Source organism: Candidatus Coatesbacteria bacterium, assembly GCA_014728225.1.
Taxonomy (GTDB): domain Bacteria; phylum RBG-13-66-14; class RBG-13-66-14; order RBG-13-66-14; family RBG-13-66-14; genus WJLX01.
On the sequence record WJLX01000108.1, the window covers coordinates 1 to 16,366 of the forward strand.

The window sequence follows — 16,366 nt, forward strand, 5'->3', positions numbered from 1 at the left end:
ACCTCGTCGCTGATGATCGGCAGCTCGTCGAGTTCGATGACGAAGCGCACGCCGGAGTTGCGGGCCACCTCGCCGGCGTGGCCGACGAGGCCGAAGCCGGTGACGTCGGTGCAGGCGCGGGGGCGGAGGGGCTTGATCAGGCGGGCGGCGTGGCCGTTGAGGCGCTCGGCGATTCGGGTCAGTTCGGCCAGGCCGGCGTTGGAAAGCTCGCCGGCCTTGAGGGCTGTGGCCAGGATCCCGGTGCCCAGGGGTTTGGTGAGGGCGATGAAGTCGCCGGGGCGGGCGCCGGCGTTGGGCCACAGCTCGCCCTCGTCGGCGACGGCGAAGACGGCCAGTCCGTACTTGAACTCCTGGTCGGTGACGGTATGGCCGCCGAGAAGGACCACACCGGCCTCGGCCATCTTCTCCTGTCCGCCGCGCAGGACCTCGATCAGGTATTCCAGGGGGAACTCATGCTGCGGGTAACAGGCGATGTTGAGCGCCCCCAGGGGTTCGGCGCCCATGGCGTAGATGTCGGAGAGGGCGTTGGCGGCGGCGATGCGGCCGTAGGCGCGGGGGTCGTCGACCACCGGGGTGAAGAAGTCGGTGGTGGCCAGCATGACCCGGCCGTCGCCCAGGCGCACGGCGCCGGCGTCGTCGGCGTGGTGCACCGGCGTTAGCAGCCGCTCGTCGGTAACGGGGGGCAGGGCGTCCAGCACCCGCCGCAGGGCCGCGGGGCCCAGCTTACCCGCTCACCCGGCGCAGCTGACGCTGACGGTCAACCGCCGGAGCTCTTCTCTGTGGTCGCGATCGTTAGTCATGGGAGGAAGAATGATACACGATTATGACCTTCCAAGCAATCATGGCTCGGGTGGATGTGCCGGCTGCTCGGCTCTGGAAAGGCCGCATTCCGGTCAGAACCCTCGATTTGCGGGTCGCTAACCGGCCCCCCCGCCCGTGGGCGCTGGAGTCAAGCGCTGGCGCCGAGCGGTGACGAATGGCGACGAGGCTTGACAAAGTGAAGTCGATAATAGATAGTAAATCTTACTTGGGAGACTTGAATCGCACTTTATACTGAGGGTCTCACTATTCACCATCAGAGAAAGGGTGCACCATGAAACACCTCCTGATCCTGTTGCTCTGCCTCCCCCTGGCCGCCCTGGCCGCCGAGCGGACCCTGGAGACGGGTGCCGCGCCCGGGCTTTCCGTCGACGCCGATTCCGGCGCCATAACCATCGAACCCCAGCCGCCCACCGAGGACGAGCTGATCAACGACGACGGCGACGCTCAATATCACTGGAGCGGTGGCATCGCCGGCTTCGCCTCCATGTTCGAGGCCCCCTACGACTGCTACCTGGTGCGGATCAAGCTCACCTGCTACAACAGCACGGGACGCAACTACTACCTCGACGTCCTGGGTGACGATGCCGGTGAGCCCGACGAGGGCAACAGCCTGATCGGCGGTTACCAGACCTTCTATGACGACGGCGGCTCCGGTGACCGCTGGGTCGAGTTTACGCTCGACGAGCCGCTGGCCCTCAGCACCTCCGACATTTTCTACCTCTTCTCCGACGACTCCATCGACGGCCTGGACAACGCACCCCAGGATGATCAGAATCCCGGTCCCGAGGGCTCGGCCTGGTGGTGGCAAAGCAGTAGCTGGTATGATTACGACTTCTTCGGCGCCATGCTGATCCGGGCCATCGTCGACGACGACATGGACGGTCCCTACTCGGCCAACCAGGATCCCGCCCCCGGCGACACCGGCGTGCCCGGCGATACCGCCATCGTCTTCGACATCGTCGATGACGACAAGGGCACCGACGGAACCACCATCGTCGTCGAGGTCGAGGAGACCGACGTCACCGCCGACTGCACCATTACCGACAACGGTGACGGCTCCTTCACCGTCGAGTACGTCCCCGCAACCGAGTTCGCCGGCGCCCAGGAAGTCGAAGTCCTCTGGGAGGCCGAGGACGGCCTGGGCAACTTCGGCTCCGACGAGTGGACCTTCACCATCCAGGAGGACTGGAACACCGTCCCGACCAGTTGGGGTGCGCTCAAGGCCGACACCGAATAGGCGACCCGACATTACCCGCACCGGTTAACCAACGCCCGCCACCCGGCGGGCGTTTTCCCGCTGTCGACAGCGAAGGTCCGACGTTGTAAACTAACCCTCCAGCGCCACAACCATCCGAGGAGGATTAAATGCCACGCCGGACGTTGCTGTTATCACTGCTGATACTGACCGTCACAGTCGCCACGGCCCTCGAGCCCGCCGAGATCGATCCCCTGGACCCCGCCGCCGGGGAGTTCCTGGGCCTGGACTACGAGGCCGAGCGCCAAGCCGCCTGGGAGGCCTATCAGGCCGCCGACTACCTCGAGGCCGCCCGCCACTACCTGGCCTACCTTCGGGGTCGCCCCGGCGACGCGACTTCGATCTACAACCTGGCCTGCTGCTACGGCCTGTTGGGCGAGGCCGAGCCGGCCGCCCGCTACCTCGAACTTGCCGTCGACGCCGGTTTCGAGGACGCCTGGCTGATCGCCGAGGACGGCGACTTCGACAAGGTCCGCGACAGCGAGGTCTTCACCCTGGCCGCCGAAACGGCGATTGCGGAAATCGAGGCCCGGCTGGCCGCCATCCCCCCCCTGCACTGGACCTCGGCCGAGATCCAATTGCCCACCCCCGTCGTCGAGGCCAAGCTCCTCGAAGAGGGCGCGCCGCGGACCCTGATCGTCGCCCTTCACGGTTACGGTTCCAACCCGCTGCGCTTCTCCCGCCTGGCCGAGTACTTCGGTCCCGAGTTTACCCTGGCCTGCCCCCGGGCCCCCCACCCCTACTCGACCTCCAGTGTCGGCTTCACCTGGCTGTGGTGGACCGCGGACGGCGAGCTCCCCGGTTCCCGCCAGAACGCCGAGAACTACGTCCTGACCGTCGTCGAAGAGCTGCGCGAGAAGTACGAGCCCCAGCGCGTCTACCTGATGGGCTTCAGCCAGGGCGCCGGGATGACCTACGACATCGCCCTGAAAAACCCCGAAATCTTCGACGGCGCCCTGCCTTTCGGCGGTTGGTTGGATACCGAGGAGATGGGCCTGACCGAGGCCGACCTCGAAGCCGCCGCCGACCTGCCCTTCTTCATCTGCCACGGTGAAGAAGACAGCTCCGTGCCCTTCGAGGCCGGACAGAGCGCCAGTGAACTCCTCGAGGGCTTGGGCTACGACGTATCCTTCCACGCCTTCGCGGGCGGCCATTTCGTCCCCGAAGACGCCGTCACCGCCGCCGTCGAATGGATCAAGAGCCTGGAAGAATAACACCGCCCCTAACGCAGACGACCCACCGAGATGCGGGGGCGAACCCAAGGGTCCGCCCCCTTCGGCTGTCCCTCGACGCCGGCTCCCGGCTTGAAGCAGGGCCCGGCGCGCGTTCTTGCCCGGCTGGACCAACCGGTCCAGCCGGAACGCAAGAACCGTGACGGGCCCGGGGGAAGCGCCGTAAGCCCACCCTCAGGACTCGACGCCGATGCCGGGTGCTGAAGCCTTTCGCCGGAAAAACTGGAAACCGTTAACCTAAAGGGGCTATGCTGATAAGCAGCCCCATAGACCCTACCCCGCAGACACACCCCGAGGAGAACCCATGCGCAAGCTCACCCTCTGCCTGCTGGCCGTCGCCCTGGCCGCCGCGGCCGCGCCCCAGGTCAGCTCCTTCTACGACCCCGCAGCCGATGACTGGATCACCTACGCCGCCGACGCCGACGGCTATGTCTACCGTATCACCAGTGACAGCATCCGCGACGTCGGCCCGATCCCCGGCCCCGGTCCCCACGATCTCAGCGCCTTCTACGACGTCGACTACGACGACTACATCATCTACGGCATCGATGCCGACGGCGTCTTCTACAAGTGGGGCGGCGGAGCCTTCGAGCGCTCCGGCGCCTTCCCCGGCCCCGGACCCTACTCCCTCTCCGTTTTCTACGACATCGCCGCCGACGACTACATCATCTACGGCATCGACGCCGACGGCGCCATCTACCGCTACTACCAGGGCGAGGTCTACGAGCTGGCCACCCTGCCGTAGGCTTGTCAACCAGCGTTCGTTTAACTGCTGCGCAAGGGCGGACCCAACGGTCCGCCCAGTATCTTCCACCAAGCTCGACAAGACTAGAGCTCGACAAGACTAGGGCTCGACCCCTTCGTTGAGCAGGGTGAAGTAACGGGTATAGACGTAGATACGGTTGCGCCGCCGCCCGGTTATTTCCTGTATCAGGCCTTCTTTTACCAACAACTCGAAGGAACTGTAGATGGTGGGGTAAGCCAATTCAGTCATCTCGGCTGCTTTGGCGCCGGTTAAATACGGCTGTCTCAGAAAAGCTTGATGCAGAAGATGGCAGGAGTGTCGATTCCCTGCTGTTCTTTTCAGGTGTTCTTGATCCTCAGCGAACAACTCAAGGGAGAGGCGCACCGTTTCTACGACTCGTTGCGCTGTTTCCTTGATGCCGGTTAGGAAAAACTCAAGCCAGCTTTCCCAATCTCCGGTTGTCCGAAGCTGTTGAAGCAGGGCGTAATAAACCTCGCGGTTGTGTTTCAGATACAGACTCAGATAAAGGAAAGGTTCTTCTAGTACTCCCTCGGCGCATAACAGCAGGGTGATAAACTGGCGGCCCAAACGACCATTGCCGTCGAGGAAAGGGTGGATGGTCTCGAAACGGGCGTGGACCAGAGCGATCCGTACCAACAGCGGCAACTCGTCGGCCGATTGATGGTAGAAGGCTTCAAGTTCGCTTATTAGCCGTCCGATTTCGTCGGATGGCGGAGGAACGTAAATGGCATTGCCGGGACGTGTCCCACCAATCCAGTTCTGGCTGCGGCGGAACTCACCGGGGTTTTTTGTGCTGCCCCGTCCCTCAGCCAACAGTACTCCATGTACTTCCTTCATTAAGCGGCTGCTAAAAGGAAAGCCACTCCGAATACGTTCCAGTCCGTAGTTGATGGCCTTAACATAAGTGGAGGCTTCAGTAATATCGTCGAGGGGCGCGGTTGATTCTCTATCCAATTCAAAAAGCAACAGGTCCGTCAAGGTACTCTGCGAACCCTCTATCTGTGCGGATAGAACGGCTTCCTTGCGAAGGTACAAGTAGATAAAGAAGGAGGTGTCGGGCAGGTAGGGCGCGTTTAGCGTCATTCCGTCCAGGCGTCCCAAGGCTCGGTTGGCTCGTTCGAGCAGCAACTGAAGCCGGGGTTCCTCCAGCAGCAGGGGCGGTTGGGGTGGTAGCGGCGCGGGGATAAAAGCCAGAAAGCTCTCCCCTGGAATATGATTGGTACGGTATTCACCGACCTCGGTACGTTTCATGTCCCCCCATAGGTAAAGCAACTTAAATAAGCCGTTAGCTTATTTAAATATTATCCTATTTTATTAATAAGGTCAAGCGGGGAGGGGGAAACCTAGAGGCCGGCTTCTTCGAGGAGTTCCTCGCGGCGGTGCAGGCTGAGGGCCTCGATCAGCTCGTCGAGGTCGCCCTGCATCACCTTATCGAGGGAGTAGAGGGAGAGGTTGATGCGGTGGTCGGTGAGGCGGTTCTGGGGGAAGTTGTAGGTGCGGATGCGCTCGGAGCGGTCGCCGGAGCCGATCATCTGCTTGCGCTCGGCGGCGCGTTCGGCCTCGGCCTGCTGTCGCTCGTGGTCGAGGAGGCGGGCGGCCAGCACGCGCAGGGCTTTGGCCTTGTTCTTGTGCTGGGATTTTTCGTCCTGGCAGGAGACGACCAGGCCGGTGGGCAGGTGGGTGATGCGCACGGCGGAATCCGTGGTGTTGACGGACTGGCCGCCGGGTCCGCTGGAGCGATAGACGTCGATGCGCAGGTCCTCGCTCTTGATATTCACCTCGACCTGCTCGGCCTCGGGCAGGACGGCGACGGTGACGGCGGAGGTGTGGATACGGCCCTGGCTCTCGGTGACGGGGACGCGTTGAACGCGGTGGACGCCGCCCTCGAAGCGCAGGTGGCCGAAGGCGCCCCGGCCCTCGACGGCGAAGGTGATCTCGCGCATTCCGCCGACCTCGGTGGGGTTGGAGTCCATCACCTCGATGTTCCAACCCTGATGCTCGGCGTAGCGGGAGTACATCCGGAAGAGGTCGGCGGTGAAGAGGGTGGCCTCGTCGCCGCCGGTACCGGCGCGGATCTCGACGATGGCCTTGCGCTCCTCGGCCTCGTCCCGGGGCAGCAGCGCCAGCCGCAGCTCCTTCTCCATCCCGGCGAGTTCTTCCTTGAGCTCGTCGAGTTCCATCTCGGCCAGCTCGACGAGTTCCGGGTCCTCGCCGGCGGCGATGACGGCTTCATCGTCAGCGATGCGGGCGGCGAGTTCGCGGTAGCGGGGCAGGGCCTCGACGACGGGCTGGAGGTGGGATTGCTCACGGCCCAGCTCGGCGGCGCGGCGCTGGTCGGCGTAGACGGCGGAGTCCGACAGCAGCCGGGTCAGCTCGTCGTAGCGCTCCTTGATCTTTTCCAGCTTCTCGAGCAGGGCCATGGACAGCTCCGGGAGGTTTGGCGACGGGCGATTATAGCGTAGGCGAAGCGGCAGGGCAACTAGATGCTCCAGATGGCCGGCGTCGTACCCCGGGCCTGTTGTTGCTTAAGCGGTCCGCCGTCGTTGCTGAAGGCGACGGCGTGGCCGAGATGGTAGGCCCGGGCGGTCAGCGCCATGGCGCAGGCGTCGAGGTGATCGCCGGACAGACCGCTGTGGTTTGAGATCGGCAACAGCTCGACCCGTTTCAGGATACCGCCGGGCGTCTTCTTTTTCTCCAGGGGGGCTCCGCCGCTCAATCTGCCGAAGGTCAGCTCCGGATGGCCCTCGATAACCCGCCTGTGTCCGGCGGCGATACTCTCGGCGGCGACGATGTAGGGCACCAGACAGCGGATGTGACCTTGACCGACCTTGCCGGACTCCAGGTACTCGTCGACATCGGCGGAACTGGGCACGGCGTAGAAGGAGGACTGCAGTTCGGCGGAAACCACCCTCTTGGCATGGCGGTCACAGCCCCGTTGACGGCGCTGATCCGCCAGCCGGCCGTACAGCTCCGTCGTCCAGGACGAGAACCGTGGCCATCAAAAACCTCCATGTGGATAGAGAAAACGGGCCGGGGCGGTTCACCCCGGCCCGGAGTCGAGTGGAGCTACTCGCCCGTAAGGCCTTCGAGGATCGCGGTGATCGTCTCGACGTCGGCCTGGATCATCGGCAACTGGTCGATGGTCGCCTGCAGGTTGTCCCGGGCCTCGTTGAGGTTGTCCTGGATGGCGCCCAGCTCGGTGGCGGAGGCCGGGTTCTCCTCGAGGTCCGTGGCGACGGATTCGAGGTCCTCGACCACCGTGGGTAGCAGCTCGGTGCTGCGCTCGAGCAGGTCGCTGATGGTGTCCGGCAGGTCCCAGAAGTTGCCCAGGTGTTCGTTGGCCTTGGCTTGCTCGGCGGCGTCGATAGAGCCCTGAAGCGTCCCGGCGTTCTCCCCGGCGGAGGAGGATTCCTCGAAGGGATCGGGTTTGCCGTGGTCGCCGTAGAGCACGACGAGGAAGTCGCGGGCCTGGTCGACCTGGTAGTTGAGCTGGTCCATCTCTTCCTTGATCTGCGCGGACTTCTCGACGGTCTGCTCGTAGTGGCTGGTGTCGACGCTGGAGCCGGTCAGGCCAAACTGGGCCAGGGTGGCGACGGCCAGTAAACAAACGAGGAGTGTGATTTTGCGCATCGTTTCCCTTTCGTGAACAGGGGGTTTTCTGTTTGCGGCGTTTGTCGGATGGTCACTCATCCAAGGTTAACTGACCCTTCGTCGGCTGTCAAAGCCAGCGGTCGGGCCGCTCGGCGTTGTCGCCGGCGGCGTCACGCTTCCCGCAGCCGGGTTCACCCGGCACAGGGCCGGCTGAACCCGGGCAACAAGCGCGCCGCCGCCGGGGTTGTCGACGGAGCTGCGTGTTTTTCGCCGGTTGGAACAGCACGAACGAACGGGAGGGCGCGGCCCTCCCGTTGGTTCGTTGTTGGACTGGTTGTCCAGTCTGGTTAGTCGACGGCGGGGTGCCAGGCGCGGTCGGCCAATTCGCGGATGGCCGCGCCGCGGGCCTTGACTTCGGCGCTGGGTCGGGGAGCGACGGCGCGCTCGGTCCGCGGTTCGGCGTTGACTTCGGGGTGCCAGCTTCCGCCGCGTCGATCGCCGACGGAGCGGTCGGCTTCGACGACGGCGGGGCCGTTGAAGATCTGCGCTTCGGCGCCGGGATGCCAGGCGCGGTCGGCCTCGGCGGCTACGGCCGCGGCCCGGGCCGGGGTTTGCGGGGCGCGGGTGCGGACGGGACCGTCGACGTTCGGGGCCTCGACCGGGCGCCAGCCCTCGTGACGCCGGACCTCGGGTAGGCGGACGTCGTCGACGGCGGGATGCCAGGCGCTGTCGGCCAGCTTGCTGATAGCATGTTTACGTTCGACGGTGGCGCGGGTCTCGACGCTGCGGCGGGCGGCGGGATCGCTGAACTTGGCGCCGACCTCGGGATGCCAGGCGGCGTCGGCGGAGCTGACGCCGGTCTGCGGTTCACTGACCCGGGGGTGCCAGGCGCGGTCGGCGTTTTCGCGCCGGGCGGCTTCGGCTTCGTACTGGCGGCCGGTGCGCAGGCGCGGGGTCGCGGCGCGGCGCGCGGAGTACTCGAGGCCGACGTCGGGGTGCCAGTCGCGGTCGGCGAGGGGGGTCTGCTGCGGCTCGACCTGCGGGGAGCTCTGGGGGCGCTGCTGCTTGTCGAGTTTGCGGGCGGGCATGGCGGACATGGCTCACTCCTTTGGGGTTGTCGGCGCGGAGGCCGGTCGTTGACTTGCGCCGTAGTTATATTGCAAGGAGCGTGCCAAAGCGGGGTCTTTGTTGCAGTGCAGGAGTTGATGTCTACCTAAGCCGTTTATTATCAGACGATTATAGGTTTAGGGCTCGGTCGGAGGTGGAACCGTTCAGGGCGCATCGGTTGGTGCGCATCCGGCCGGTTTCTATCCACCGGTGCAAAACTCCCCGCCTATGAACGGGGAGTCAGGGTGGGGAACGAGGAGGCGGCAGCGGGCAAGAGCCGTGACCCGCCGGGCTCAGGGCACACAGATAGCAACCATTGAAGCATTAGCTTGATTAAAGGGCAAAATCTGATTAGTAATAGCCTTTGCGGTTTTTAAGAAATATGCTCTAGCTACCAAGCTCATAGCTAATGCGTCAATTGTATCATGGCCTCTTTTTTTACACCAAGGATCTATATTTGTTTGTCCGATACGTATATTATGGATATTACCCCATATAATATTTGGTATATGATGTTGCAATATAGACTCCCTCCGACTTCTGCCTTGTATAGTCCTTTTATTTAATAGATTATTATTATTATATCTATAAAATACAATTTCTGGATGACTTTCAATTACAATTCCATTACTATGTTTACTATAATGTTTCCGGATATCTTCAGCAGCCGAAATATACTGCAAGTTACAGAATGCTTGAATTGATAAATCAACGCCTTTATCTGGAATATTATTAATTTGTGTATGTGTTATATTGGAGTTATTATTGTACGCTTGAAATCTTTGAATAGATGGGACATGAAAGACGCGATTCCTATTTATTGTTAGTGTCTTTCTTACGCTAACATCACATGGTCGAAAACCTGTAGTTTTGGTTCTATCGCCAATTGGCGCATCGATACAAATCACATCTGCATTCTTCCATTGCTGGTAAATGGAAGTATATTTTAAGCAGCAATGATTTGTTATATCAAGAGTATTTGTATGAATATTTCCGTTAGTATCTAATGTTAGTAAAGCTCCTGTCCATCTATTATCTCCACCATCTAAACCCAAAACAGTACACATTGATCCTCCTTTACGGCAGCCAGATGCCCGGATATTTCCCGCCGAGGCCGGCCCTGCGCGGTCCGCGCTCGTTGGTGATCACACGCGCCCCGCCGCGCCAGGCGCACCAGGTTACGTGGGCCAGAACCGCCGCGTCCAGGGCGTCGGCGTCCAGGGGGCCCAGCTCCTCCAGCTCGAAGGGCAGCAGCTTGATGCGCTCCAGCCGCCCGTCGTCTTCACTTTTCTTGCAGCGTAGCGGTTCGTCGCCGTTGAGGGCCTGGTAGGCCGTTTCGGGGTGGCCCTCGATGACCCGCCGGCCGCCCAGCTCCCGGCGCAGCTCCTCGGCGGCCGCCGTGTAGCGCAGCACCCCCCAGACCTGGCTGGAGAGTTTCTTCCCGGGGTCGCTCAGTTGATTGAGGTCCGCCTGACTCGTGTCCGGCTTGCGCTTGTAGGCCCGGAAGCGCCGCTTCGACGGTACGTAGAACACCGAGCCGCGGTTGGGCCCCAGGTACTCCCGGGCTCCCCGGTCGCAGGGTCGGTAGTCCGTCGCTCGACCCCGGCCGCCCAGGGGGGCGTCGACGCAGAGAACCTCGGGCTCGCCGAACTCCTCCAGCACGGCCTCCGGGTCGAGGCGGCCGCGTTTCGTCCGGCGCAGGGCCTGGTGCAGCACGCGGCCGCGCCGGTCGCAGAGCAGCTTGAAGCCCGTCCAGCGGTTACGCCCGCCGTCCAGGCCGAGCAGGGCGGTGAGTTTCATCGAGGGATTACCGGTTCGAGTCTGTCGTGTTTGAATACACCGCTACGTCAGCGGGCGGTCCCAAAGGACCACCCGCTGAAACCACAACCAACCTCCCGTTCACAGCATCTTCTGTCGCCGGCCACGGCCCGTTCTTCGCTGAAACGCTCGGTCGTTCATCGTTGTCGCCGCCGGTGTCACGCTTCTCGCAGCCGGGTTCACCCGGCACAGGGCCGGCTGAACCCGGGCAACGAGCGCGCCGCCGCCGGGGTTGTCGACGAAGCTGCGTGTTATTCGCCGGTTGGAACTGTACGAACGAACAAGGTTATCTGACACTTCGTCGGCTGTCAAAGCCATCGGTCGGGCCGCTCGGTCCGGATGACCAGAGGAACCGCCGCTACTCCCAGCGATACGCCACCACGATGGTAAAGTCGCCCTCGTAGAGCGGACTCAGCCCCTCGGCGACCAGCCACTCGGCAACGCCGTTGGCCTCGGGGTGGTCGGCGTACTCGGCAGCCGGATCGTCGCTGTCGATCACCCCCCATTCCAGCAACCGCTCGTGGGCCGGCGAGCCCCAGGCCTGATAGCGGGTCTGCTTCAGGACACCGTCCTCGAAGACGACTTCGACGGCGCCCCAACCGGTCAGGGCCAGCACCTTGTCGGAGACGAACTCCCGCCAACCGTGACGGACGTAGTCCGCCTTGCCGCGCAGGTAGTAAACCGCGGCGGCCAAATGCGACGGCGGGACGTCGTCGGCGGCGACGACCCAGGCAACGCTGTTCGGATCGTCCAGCGGCTCGACGATCAGCTCCCGCTCCCGGACTGTGACCTCGCCGCAGCTTTCGAGGAGCTCCAACAGCTCCGCCAACCGCTCGTCGTCCTGGTCGGCGGCGGCGTGGAGCTCGATCTCGTCGCCCGCGGCGATCGCCGTCTCCCCGAGCTCGGGCGGATAGTCACCGGGCCAGGACTGGACGAAAGCACCGTCGCGGTACAACAGACAAACGCCGCCGACGTAGACATCCACCTGGGCGGCGCAGGCTCCTACGGCGAGCAAGCAGATCACGACAAACACGCGACGCGGGATCATCTCATCACTCCCCGCTCGTTGCTCCGGTCTCGCCGTAGCCCTCGGGGCTCGAACCGATCCCGGCGGGTTCAGTGCTCGATTCCACTGTTTGCGGTTTATCCTCAGTCATCCCGGCGCCCTCCTCCGTCGGTTCCTCCTCGACGGGCGGCGGCGGCGGAAGCGGCGCCGGCTTAAGCTCCTGGGACCCGGCGGCGATGAAACCCCGGCCCGTGCCCAGATTACGCCGCAGGTGCAGATGGATGCGGAAAACGTCGCGGCCCGACGAAGGCCAATCCCAGTCCTGCATCTGCGTCAACAGCTCCGTGCCCAGCTCCTCGTTGCCCGTGGTATTCTCCTCCAGAGAGCAGAACAGGAACACCCCGGATTCCGTGGTGATATGGGCGGTCACCTCGCCACAGAGCATCGGGTCATCGTGCAGGAAACGACGATAGGTGGCGTTGAGTTCGTCCGCATGGGTGTTCAGCAGGTACTCGACGCCGGCCAACATATAGCCGGACATTCCACCGTGGGCGCCTAAGGGCTCGATCTCCCAGACGATCGGCCGGGCGTGGGCAACCAACTCCGGCTCGGCGGCGTCGACCTCGACGATGTCCAGCAGATTCCAGGAGGGTTCGGCGTCGGCTTGATCCCGCCGGTCACCGCCGTCGCAACCCGCGACAATTAGCGCGGAGACCACGGCCGCTGACAACATAATTCGTTCCCGACAAGTCATCGAACCAAACTCGTGGATGTTAAGGCGGGGCCGGTTAAGAAGACAACAGGGAGACCAGCTGATCGAACTCAGGAAACCCTCATCAATTGATCACGTTCGATCACGTTTTCTACGGACGTTTTACTATTATCTTTAACATCCCCATTGTATAATCAACACACTATGTCAGGCAAGCATAAAGTTGAACCGCCGATCAGCGACCCCTTCCTCGACGACGATCCCTCCCGCTGGGAGCACCTCGCGCCGGCCTGGAACGAGCTGGGCTTGCTCCACCGCTTGACCATCGCCCCCTTCTACACCCTCATCCGCCTCTACCAGCGTTACATCTCACCGTACAAACCACCGACCTGCCGTTTCGTCCCCAGCTGCAGCCAGTACACCGCTCTGGCCCTGCGCAAGTACAACCTGGCCCTGGGCATCCTGATGGGCGCCTGGCGCATCCTGCGCTGCAACCCCTGGGGCGGTTACGGCTACGATCCACCCTAGCGGCTCCGGTGCGCCGCCGCAGGCGGCCCGCAACCGAACACGCCGGCGCTCAGCCGGCGTGTTCGGTTGCGGGAACGGCGAGACCCCGACCCATACCCCACGAGCCCGCGCCGGGGAGCCGGCACGGTTTTTGCATCTCGGCGACCGTTGCGAACGATGCAAACGGTCGGCCTCCGCAAAAACCGTGCCGGCTCCCCGGCTGAGGTGTTAGGGTGCCGAACGGACGATGTCGGGGTCTCGCCGTTCGCACCGGGCGCGGTTCAATCCCCGTCAAGCAGCAGATTCTCGGCCTCTTCGACGGAGGGCGTCTCGGTATCCGCCGTTGGAGGGGCGGTACCGCCCAGGTTGAGCTGCACGATGCGACCGGTGGTGACGTACACTTCGCGGTTGATCATCTCACTGCCGCGTTCAATACGGATGACCCGCTTGCCGGCCAGCAGTTTTAATGAATCCAGCGGCAGGGCACCGATGTAGCGGTCATCGATCCAGACCTTGGAGCCGGGTTCACCTTGGATGCGCAGCCAGCCGTAGGTGGCCGGGGAGAGTTCGACGTTGAAGTTGACCAGGTCGCCGTCGCCGGGGGTGAAGGTGGTTTCGAGGGGGGCGTAGCCTTCACGTTCGAAGCGCAGAGTGTAACTGCGCCCCCGGGGCAGCCTGGTGGTCAGCGGTGTGGTTCCGAAGCTTTGGCCGTCGATGAACAGGGAGGCTTCGTCGGGCGTTGTGTTGACTTTGAGGGTGACTTCCTCTTTGGAGAGAACCAGTTCGTCGCCGAGGGGGTTTTCGGCGACGGTTTCCTCTTCGGCGCCGCCGAGTTGGGGGATGATTTCGATCGCGCCCCAGACCAGACCGCCGACGGCCAGGGCGATCAGGATCAGTCCGACGATCCGGCGTCGACGGTAGCGCCACTGTTCGGCCGGGGTCAGCTCCGTGGTGCCTCGTCGTTCCTTATCCTGTTTTTCCTCGGCGTAGAGTCGCCGGAGACCGGCGTCGAGATCGTTGGCCAGTTCGGCGGCGCTTTGGTAGCGGTCGAGGGGGTTTTTCTCCAGGCACTTGAGGATGATCTCGTTGAGCCATTCGGGGATGCGGCTCTCGATCATCCTGGGTGGGATGGGCGGTTCGTTGATCTGTTTGAAGGCCACGGCGACCTTCTTGTCGGCGGTGAAGGGCAGTCGTTTGGTGAATAGCTTGTACATCAGCACGCCCAGGGAGTAGATGTCGGAACGGGCGTCGACGTTCTGTCCCTGGCACTGCTCGGGGCTCATGTATTCCGGGGTGCCGACGGCGGTGCTTTCCTGGCTGGCCGCGGCGCGGGCGATACCGAAATCCAGCAGGGTGACGTGGTCGTCGGAGCCGACGATGACGTTGCCCGGCTTGACGTCGCAGTGGATGACGCCCTTGGAATGGGCGTAGCCCAGGGCCCGGGTGAGCTGAACGATCAACTGGACGTTTTCCTTGACTCTGAAGGCTTGCTCGGCGATGACCTTTTCCAGGCTCTTGCCGTTGAGCAGGTTCATCACGAAGTAGGCCCGGCCCTGGTCCTGGCCCACGTCATGGATCATGACGATGTTGGGGTGTTCGAGCTCGGCCGAGCGGCGGGCCTCGGCGATGAAGCGTTCGGTATAGCCTTCGCGCTCGGCCAGGCGCATCGGTAGGACCTTGATCGCCACATCGCGACCCAGGTTTTCGTCGAAGGCGGCGAAGACGATGCCCATGCCGCCGATGCCGATCCGGCGACGGATGCGGTACTTGCCGATATAATCGGGAATACTGTCGGCGTCGAGCCGTTCTAGGGGCGAGGTCTGGGTGGAGGAGAGCCGAACCACGGGACGGCCGCATTTATGGCAGTAGTCGACGTTTTCGTTGAGGCGGGCGCCGCAGTGGAAGCAGTACATCAAATCTCCCGGCGATGATGGGCTGGCGGTGCGAAACAGTGCATGTTAATTCTAGGTCCTTTCGGGCCCGATGGCAACCTTCGGCTGCCGTGCGCTGCGCGGGACTTTAATTATCCGCGTAGGTTTTTAGCAGCAGGAAGGCCGGGGTGGGTCGGAAGCCCAGCCGCTCCCACCAGCCGACGCTGCCCCGGGTCACCAACACGGAGAGGGAGGGTGCGCCGCGACGACGCAGCTCGAGTTCGACGGCCTCGACCAGGGCGCGGCCTACGCCCCGTCGTTGGTATCCGGGATGGACGCTGAGCAGGTGCAGCAGGGCCCGGGAGCCGTCGTAGACGGCCTTGACGTAGCCGACGACGTGGCCGTCGAGTTCGGCGACGCGGTCGACGGCGGCCTCGCAGGCGGCCACGCGCCTCATCGCCTGTGGCCCTTCGACGGCGGGAAAGGCGTACTGCTCGTTGGCGCGCAGAATGGCGACGACGGCTGCAGCGTCGTCGTCGAACGGTCGAATCAGTGGGTTTTCAGCGGAGGAGGAGTTCACCGAGCTTGACCTCCGGGGTGCAGGAGGGGGGGCGCCGGACGAAGGCGGATTCATCAACGACACCCTCGGCGAGGAAGCGGCCGAGGAGACGGGCGAAGGCCTCCGGTTGCAGGCGTTCGAGATCATCGCAATGGGCGGCGTAGGGCACGACCACCCGCTGACCCGCCGTCAGGTGGGGGTGGAGCTCGGCGGCCCAGGCCGGCGGGGTGGCCGGATCGAGCCCGCCGGAAACCAGCAGGGTCGGGGGTTCGACGGGGCCGTGGCGGCGCCAGTCCTCGTCGATCGTCTCGACTTGCCAGCCGTCGAGCTGGACCGGAGCCCAGTAGAGCAGGGACAGGGGGGAGCCCAGCAGGGCGCCCGGCGGATCGAGCTCGTTCAGGTAATCGCGGTCGGGATCGTAGTCGGCGCTGAGCCCCTTGGCGGCCAGCTCGCCCCAGGCCGGCTGGCGCGGGCGGCGGTAGTGCGACAGCGCCGCCAGTCCGGCCCAGTCGCCGTTTGCGGCGTCGACGAAGGCATCGAGCGCCCGGACGGCGTTCTCGACCCGGAACAGGGCGTGAAAGAGGTTGACCCTCGTCCAGCCGGCGTCGAGGTACAGGCCGTTCCAGTCCAGCGGCAGCCGCTTCAGCACCGCGGTGACGGCTTCGATGAGCTCGGCGCAGCGCGAGCGGGCCCGGGCGTCCGCCGCCCACAGCTCGGCCCAGCGCTGCAGCAGGGCGTCGGTCTCTGCCGGCTCCCAGACGAAGCGTCCCGGGGGGTTGACGCCGTAGAGGACCATCCGCCGGACGTTCTGCGGATAGCGGCGGGCGTAGAGCCAGCCCAGCCGGCTGCCGTAGCTGGCCCCCAGCAGGTTGATGCGCTCGCAGCCCAGCCGCCGGCGCGCCGCCTCGAGGTCGTCGACGACGTCGACGATGGTGTAATCCGCCGGATCATGACCGGCGTCCTCCAGCCGACGCCGGCACCTTCCCCAGCACCGGGCCAGCTCCACCAGGCTCTCCCGCCGCAGGGGCTCCCGAGCGTTAGTAAAGAATTCCTCCACCCCGGGGCAGCGCAGCACCGGCCGCCCCTCGGCGCCCCTGTAGCCGACCATCACCAAGTCGTG

General features: G+C 63.9%; 17 protein-coding genes. 4 read left to right on the plus strand and 13 right to left on the minus strand.

Translation table 11 applies throughout. The features are described from left to right. Positions 1 to 698, minus strand: a 698-nt coding sequence (gene selD / locus GF399_07735; protein ID MBD3400208.1) for a selenide, water dikinase SelD, incomplete at its 3' end; no start/stop codon positions are given. Positions 699 to 1,093: 395 nt separating this feature from the next. Here selD and GF399_07740 point away from each other — a divergent pair. The 3 genes from GF399_07740 to GF399_07750 all read left to right on the plus strand — a co-directional run bounded on the left by GF399_07740 (position 1,094) and on the right by GF399_07750 (position 4,054). Continuing rightward, complete coding sequence (locus GF399_07740) at positions 1,094 to 2,059, plus strand: hypothetical protein (GenBank protein ID MBD3400209.1); 966 nt, start codon at positions 1,094 to 1,096, stop codon at positions 2,057 to 2,059. A gap of 128 nt (positions 2,060 to 2,187) precedes the next feature. Beyond that, positions 2,188 to 3,291, plus strand: a complete 1,104-nt coding sequence (locus GF399_07745) for a hypothetical protein (GenBank protein MBD3400210.1) — start codon at positions 2,188 to 2,190, stop codon at positions 3,289 to 3,291. Positions 3,292 to 3,613: 322 nt separating this feature from the next. After that, on the plus strand, positions 3,614 to 4,054 hold the full coding sequence (locus GF399_07750) for a hypothetical protein (GenBank protein ID MBD3400211.1): 441 nt from the start codon (positions 3,614 to 3,616) through the stop codon (positions 4,052 to 4,054). Positions 4,055 to 4,153: 99 nt separating this feature from the next. Here the strand turns inward: GF399_07750 and GF399_07755 are convergent, their stop codons facing one another. The 9 genes from GF399_07755 to GF399_07795 all read right to left on the minus strand — a co-directional run bounded on the left by GF399_07755 (position 4,154) and on the right by GF399_07795 (position 12,330). Then, entirely contained in the window at positions 4,154 to 5,326 is a 1,173-nt protein-coding gene (locus GF399_07755; protein MBD3400212.1) for a Fic family protein, read from the minus strand. Between the two features lie 92 nt (positions 5,327 to 5,418). Then, entirely contained in the window at positions 5,419 to 6,495 is a 1,077-nt protein-coding gene (gene prfA / locus GF399_07760; protein MBD3400213.1) for a peptide chain release factor 1, read from the minus strand. 59 nt (positions 6,496 to 6,554) lie between these two features. Next, a complete protein-coding gene (locus tag GF399_07765; GenBank protein ID MBD3400214.1) occupies positions 6,555 to 7,043 on the minus strand; it encodes a DUF429 domain-containing protein in 489 nt (162 codons plus the stop codon). Positions 7,044 to 7,141: 98 nt separating this feature from the next. Next, entirely contained in the window at positions 7,142 to 7,705 is a 564-nt protein-coding gene (locus GF399_07770) for a hypothetical protein (protein ID MBD3400215.1), read from the minus strand. A 308-nt stretch (positions 7,706 to 8,013) separates the two neighbouring features. Beyond that, entirely contained in the window at positions 8,014 to 8,763 is a 750-nt protein-coding gene (locus GF399_07775) for a hypothetical protein (protein ID MBD3400216.1), read from the minus strand. Positions 8,764 to 9,066: 303 nt separating this feature from the next. Continuing rightward, positions 9,067 to 9,840 (minus strand): DUF429 domain-containing protein, encoded by a 774-nt coding sequence (locus tag GF399_07780; protein MBD3400217.1) that lies wholly within the window; start codon positions 9,838 to 9,840, stop codon positions 9,067 to 9,069. A gap of 10 nt (positions 9,841 to 9,850) precedes the next feature. Next, entirely contained in the window at positions 9,851 to 10,573 is a 723-nt protein-coding gene (locus GF399_07785; GenBank protein MBD3400218.1) for a DUF429 domain-containing protein, read from the minus strand. A 376-nt stretch (positions 10,574 to 10,949) separates the two neighbouring features. Further along, a complete protein-coding gene (locus GF399_07790) occupies positions 10,950 to 11,639 on the minus strand; it encodes a hypothetical protein (protein ID MBD3400219.1) in 690 nt (229 codons plus the stop codon). A gap of 4 nt (positions 11,640 to 11,643) precedes the next feature. Then, the gene (locus GF399_07795) at positions 11,644 to 12,330 is read right to left on the minus strand and encodes a hypothetical protein (GenBank protein ID MBD3400220.1); all 687 of its coding nucleotides are present in this window, start codon (positions 12,328 to 12,330) and stop codon (positions 11,644 to 11,646) included. A gap of 183 nt (positions 12,331 to 12,513) precedes the next feature. Between GF399_07795 and yidD the strand changes: the two genes are divergently transcribed. Then, complete coding sequence (yidD, locus tag GF399_07800; GenBank protein MBD3400221.1) at positions 12,514 to 12,837, plus strand: membrane protein insertion efficiency factor YidD; 324 nt, start codon at positions 12,514 to 12,516, stop codon at positions 12,835 to 12,837. A gap of 260 nt (positions 12,838 to 13,097) precedes the next feature. Here yidD and GF399_07805 read toward each other — a convergent pair whose 3' ends face one another. The 3 genes from GF399_07805 to GF399_07815 all read right to left on the minus strand — a co-directional run bounded on the left by GF399_07805 (position 13,098) and on the right by GF399_07815 (position 16,354). Further along, positions 13,098 to 14,729, minus strand: a complete 1,632-nt coding sequence (locus tag GF399_07805; GenBank protein MBD3400222.1) for a protein kinase — start codon at positions 14,727 to 14,729, stop codon at positions 13,098 to 13,100. 106 nt (positions 14,730 to 14,835) lie between these two features. Beyond that, positions 14,836 to 15,393, minus strand: a complete 558-nt coding sequence (locus GF399_07810) for a GNAT family N-acetyltransferase (GenBank protein MBD3400223.1) — start codon at positions 15,391 to 15,393, stop codon at positions 14,836 to 14,838. Beyond that, positions 15,248 to 16,354, minus strand: coding sequence for an alpha/beta fold hydrolase (locus GF399_07815; protein MBD3400224.1), 1,107 nt, complete (start codon positions 16,352 to 16,354; stop codon positions 15,248 to 15,250). The genes GF399_07810 and GF399_07815 overlap by 146 nt, the downstream gene beginning before the upstream one ends. Positions 16,355 to 16,366: the final 12 nt, after the last annotated feature.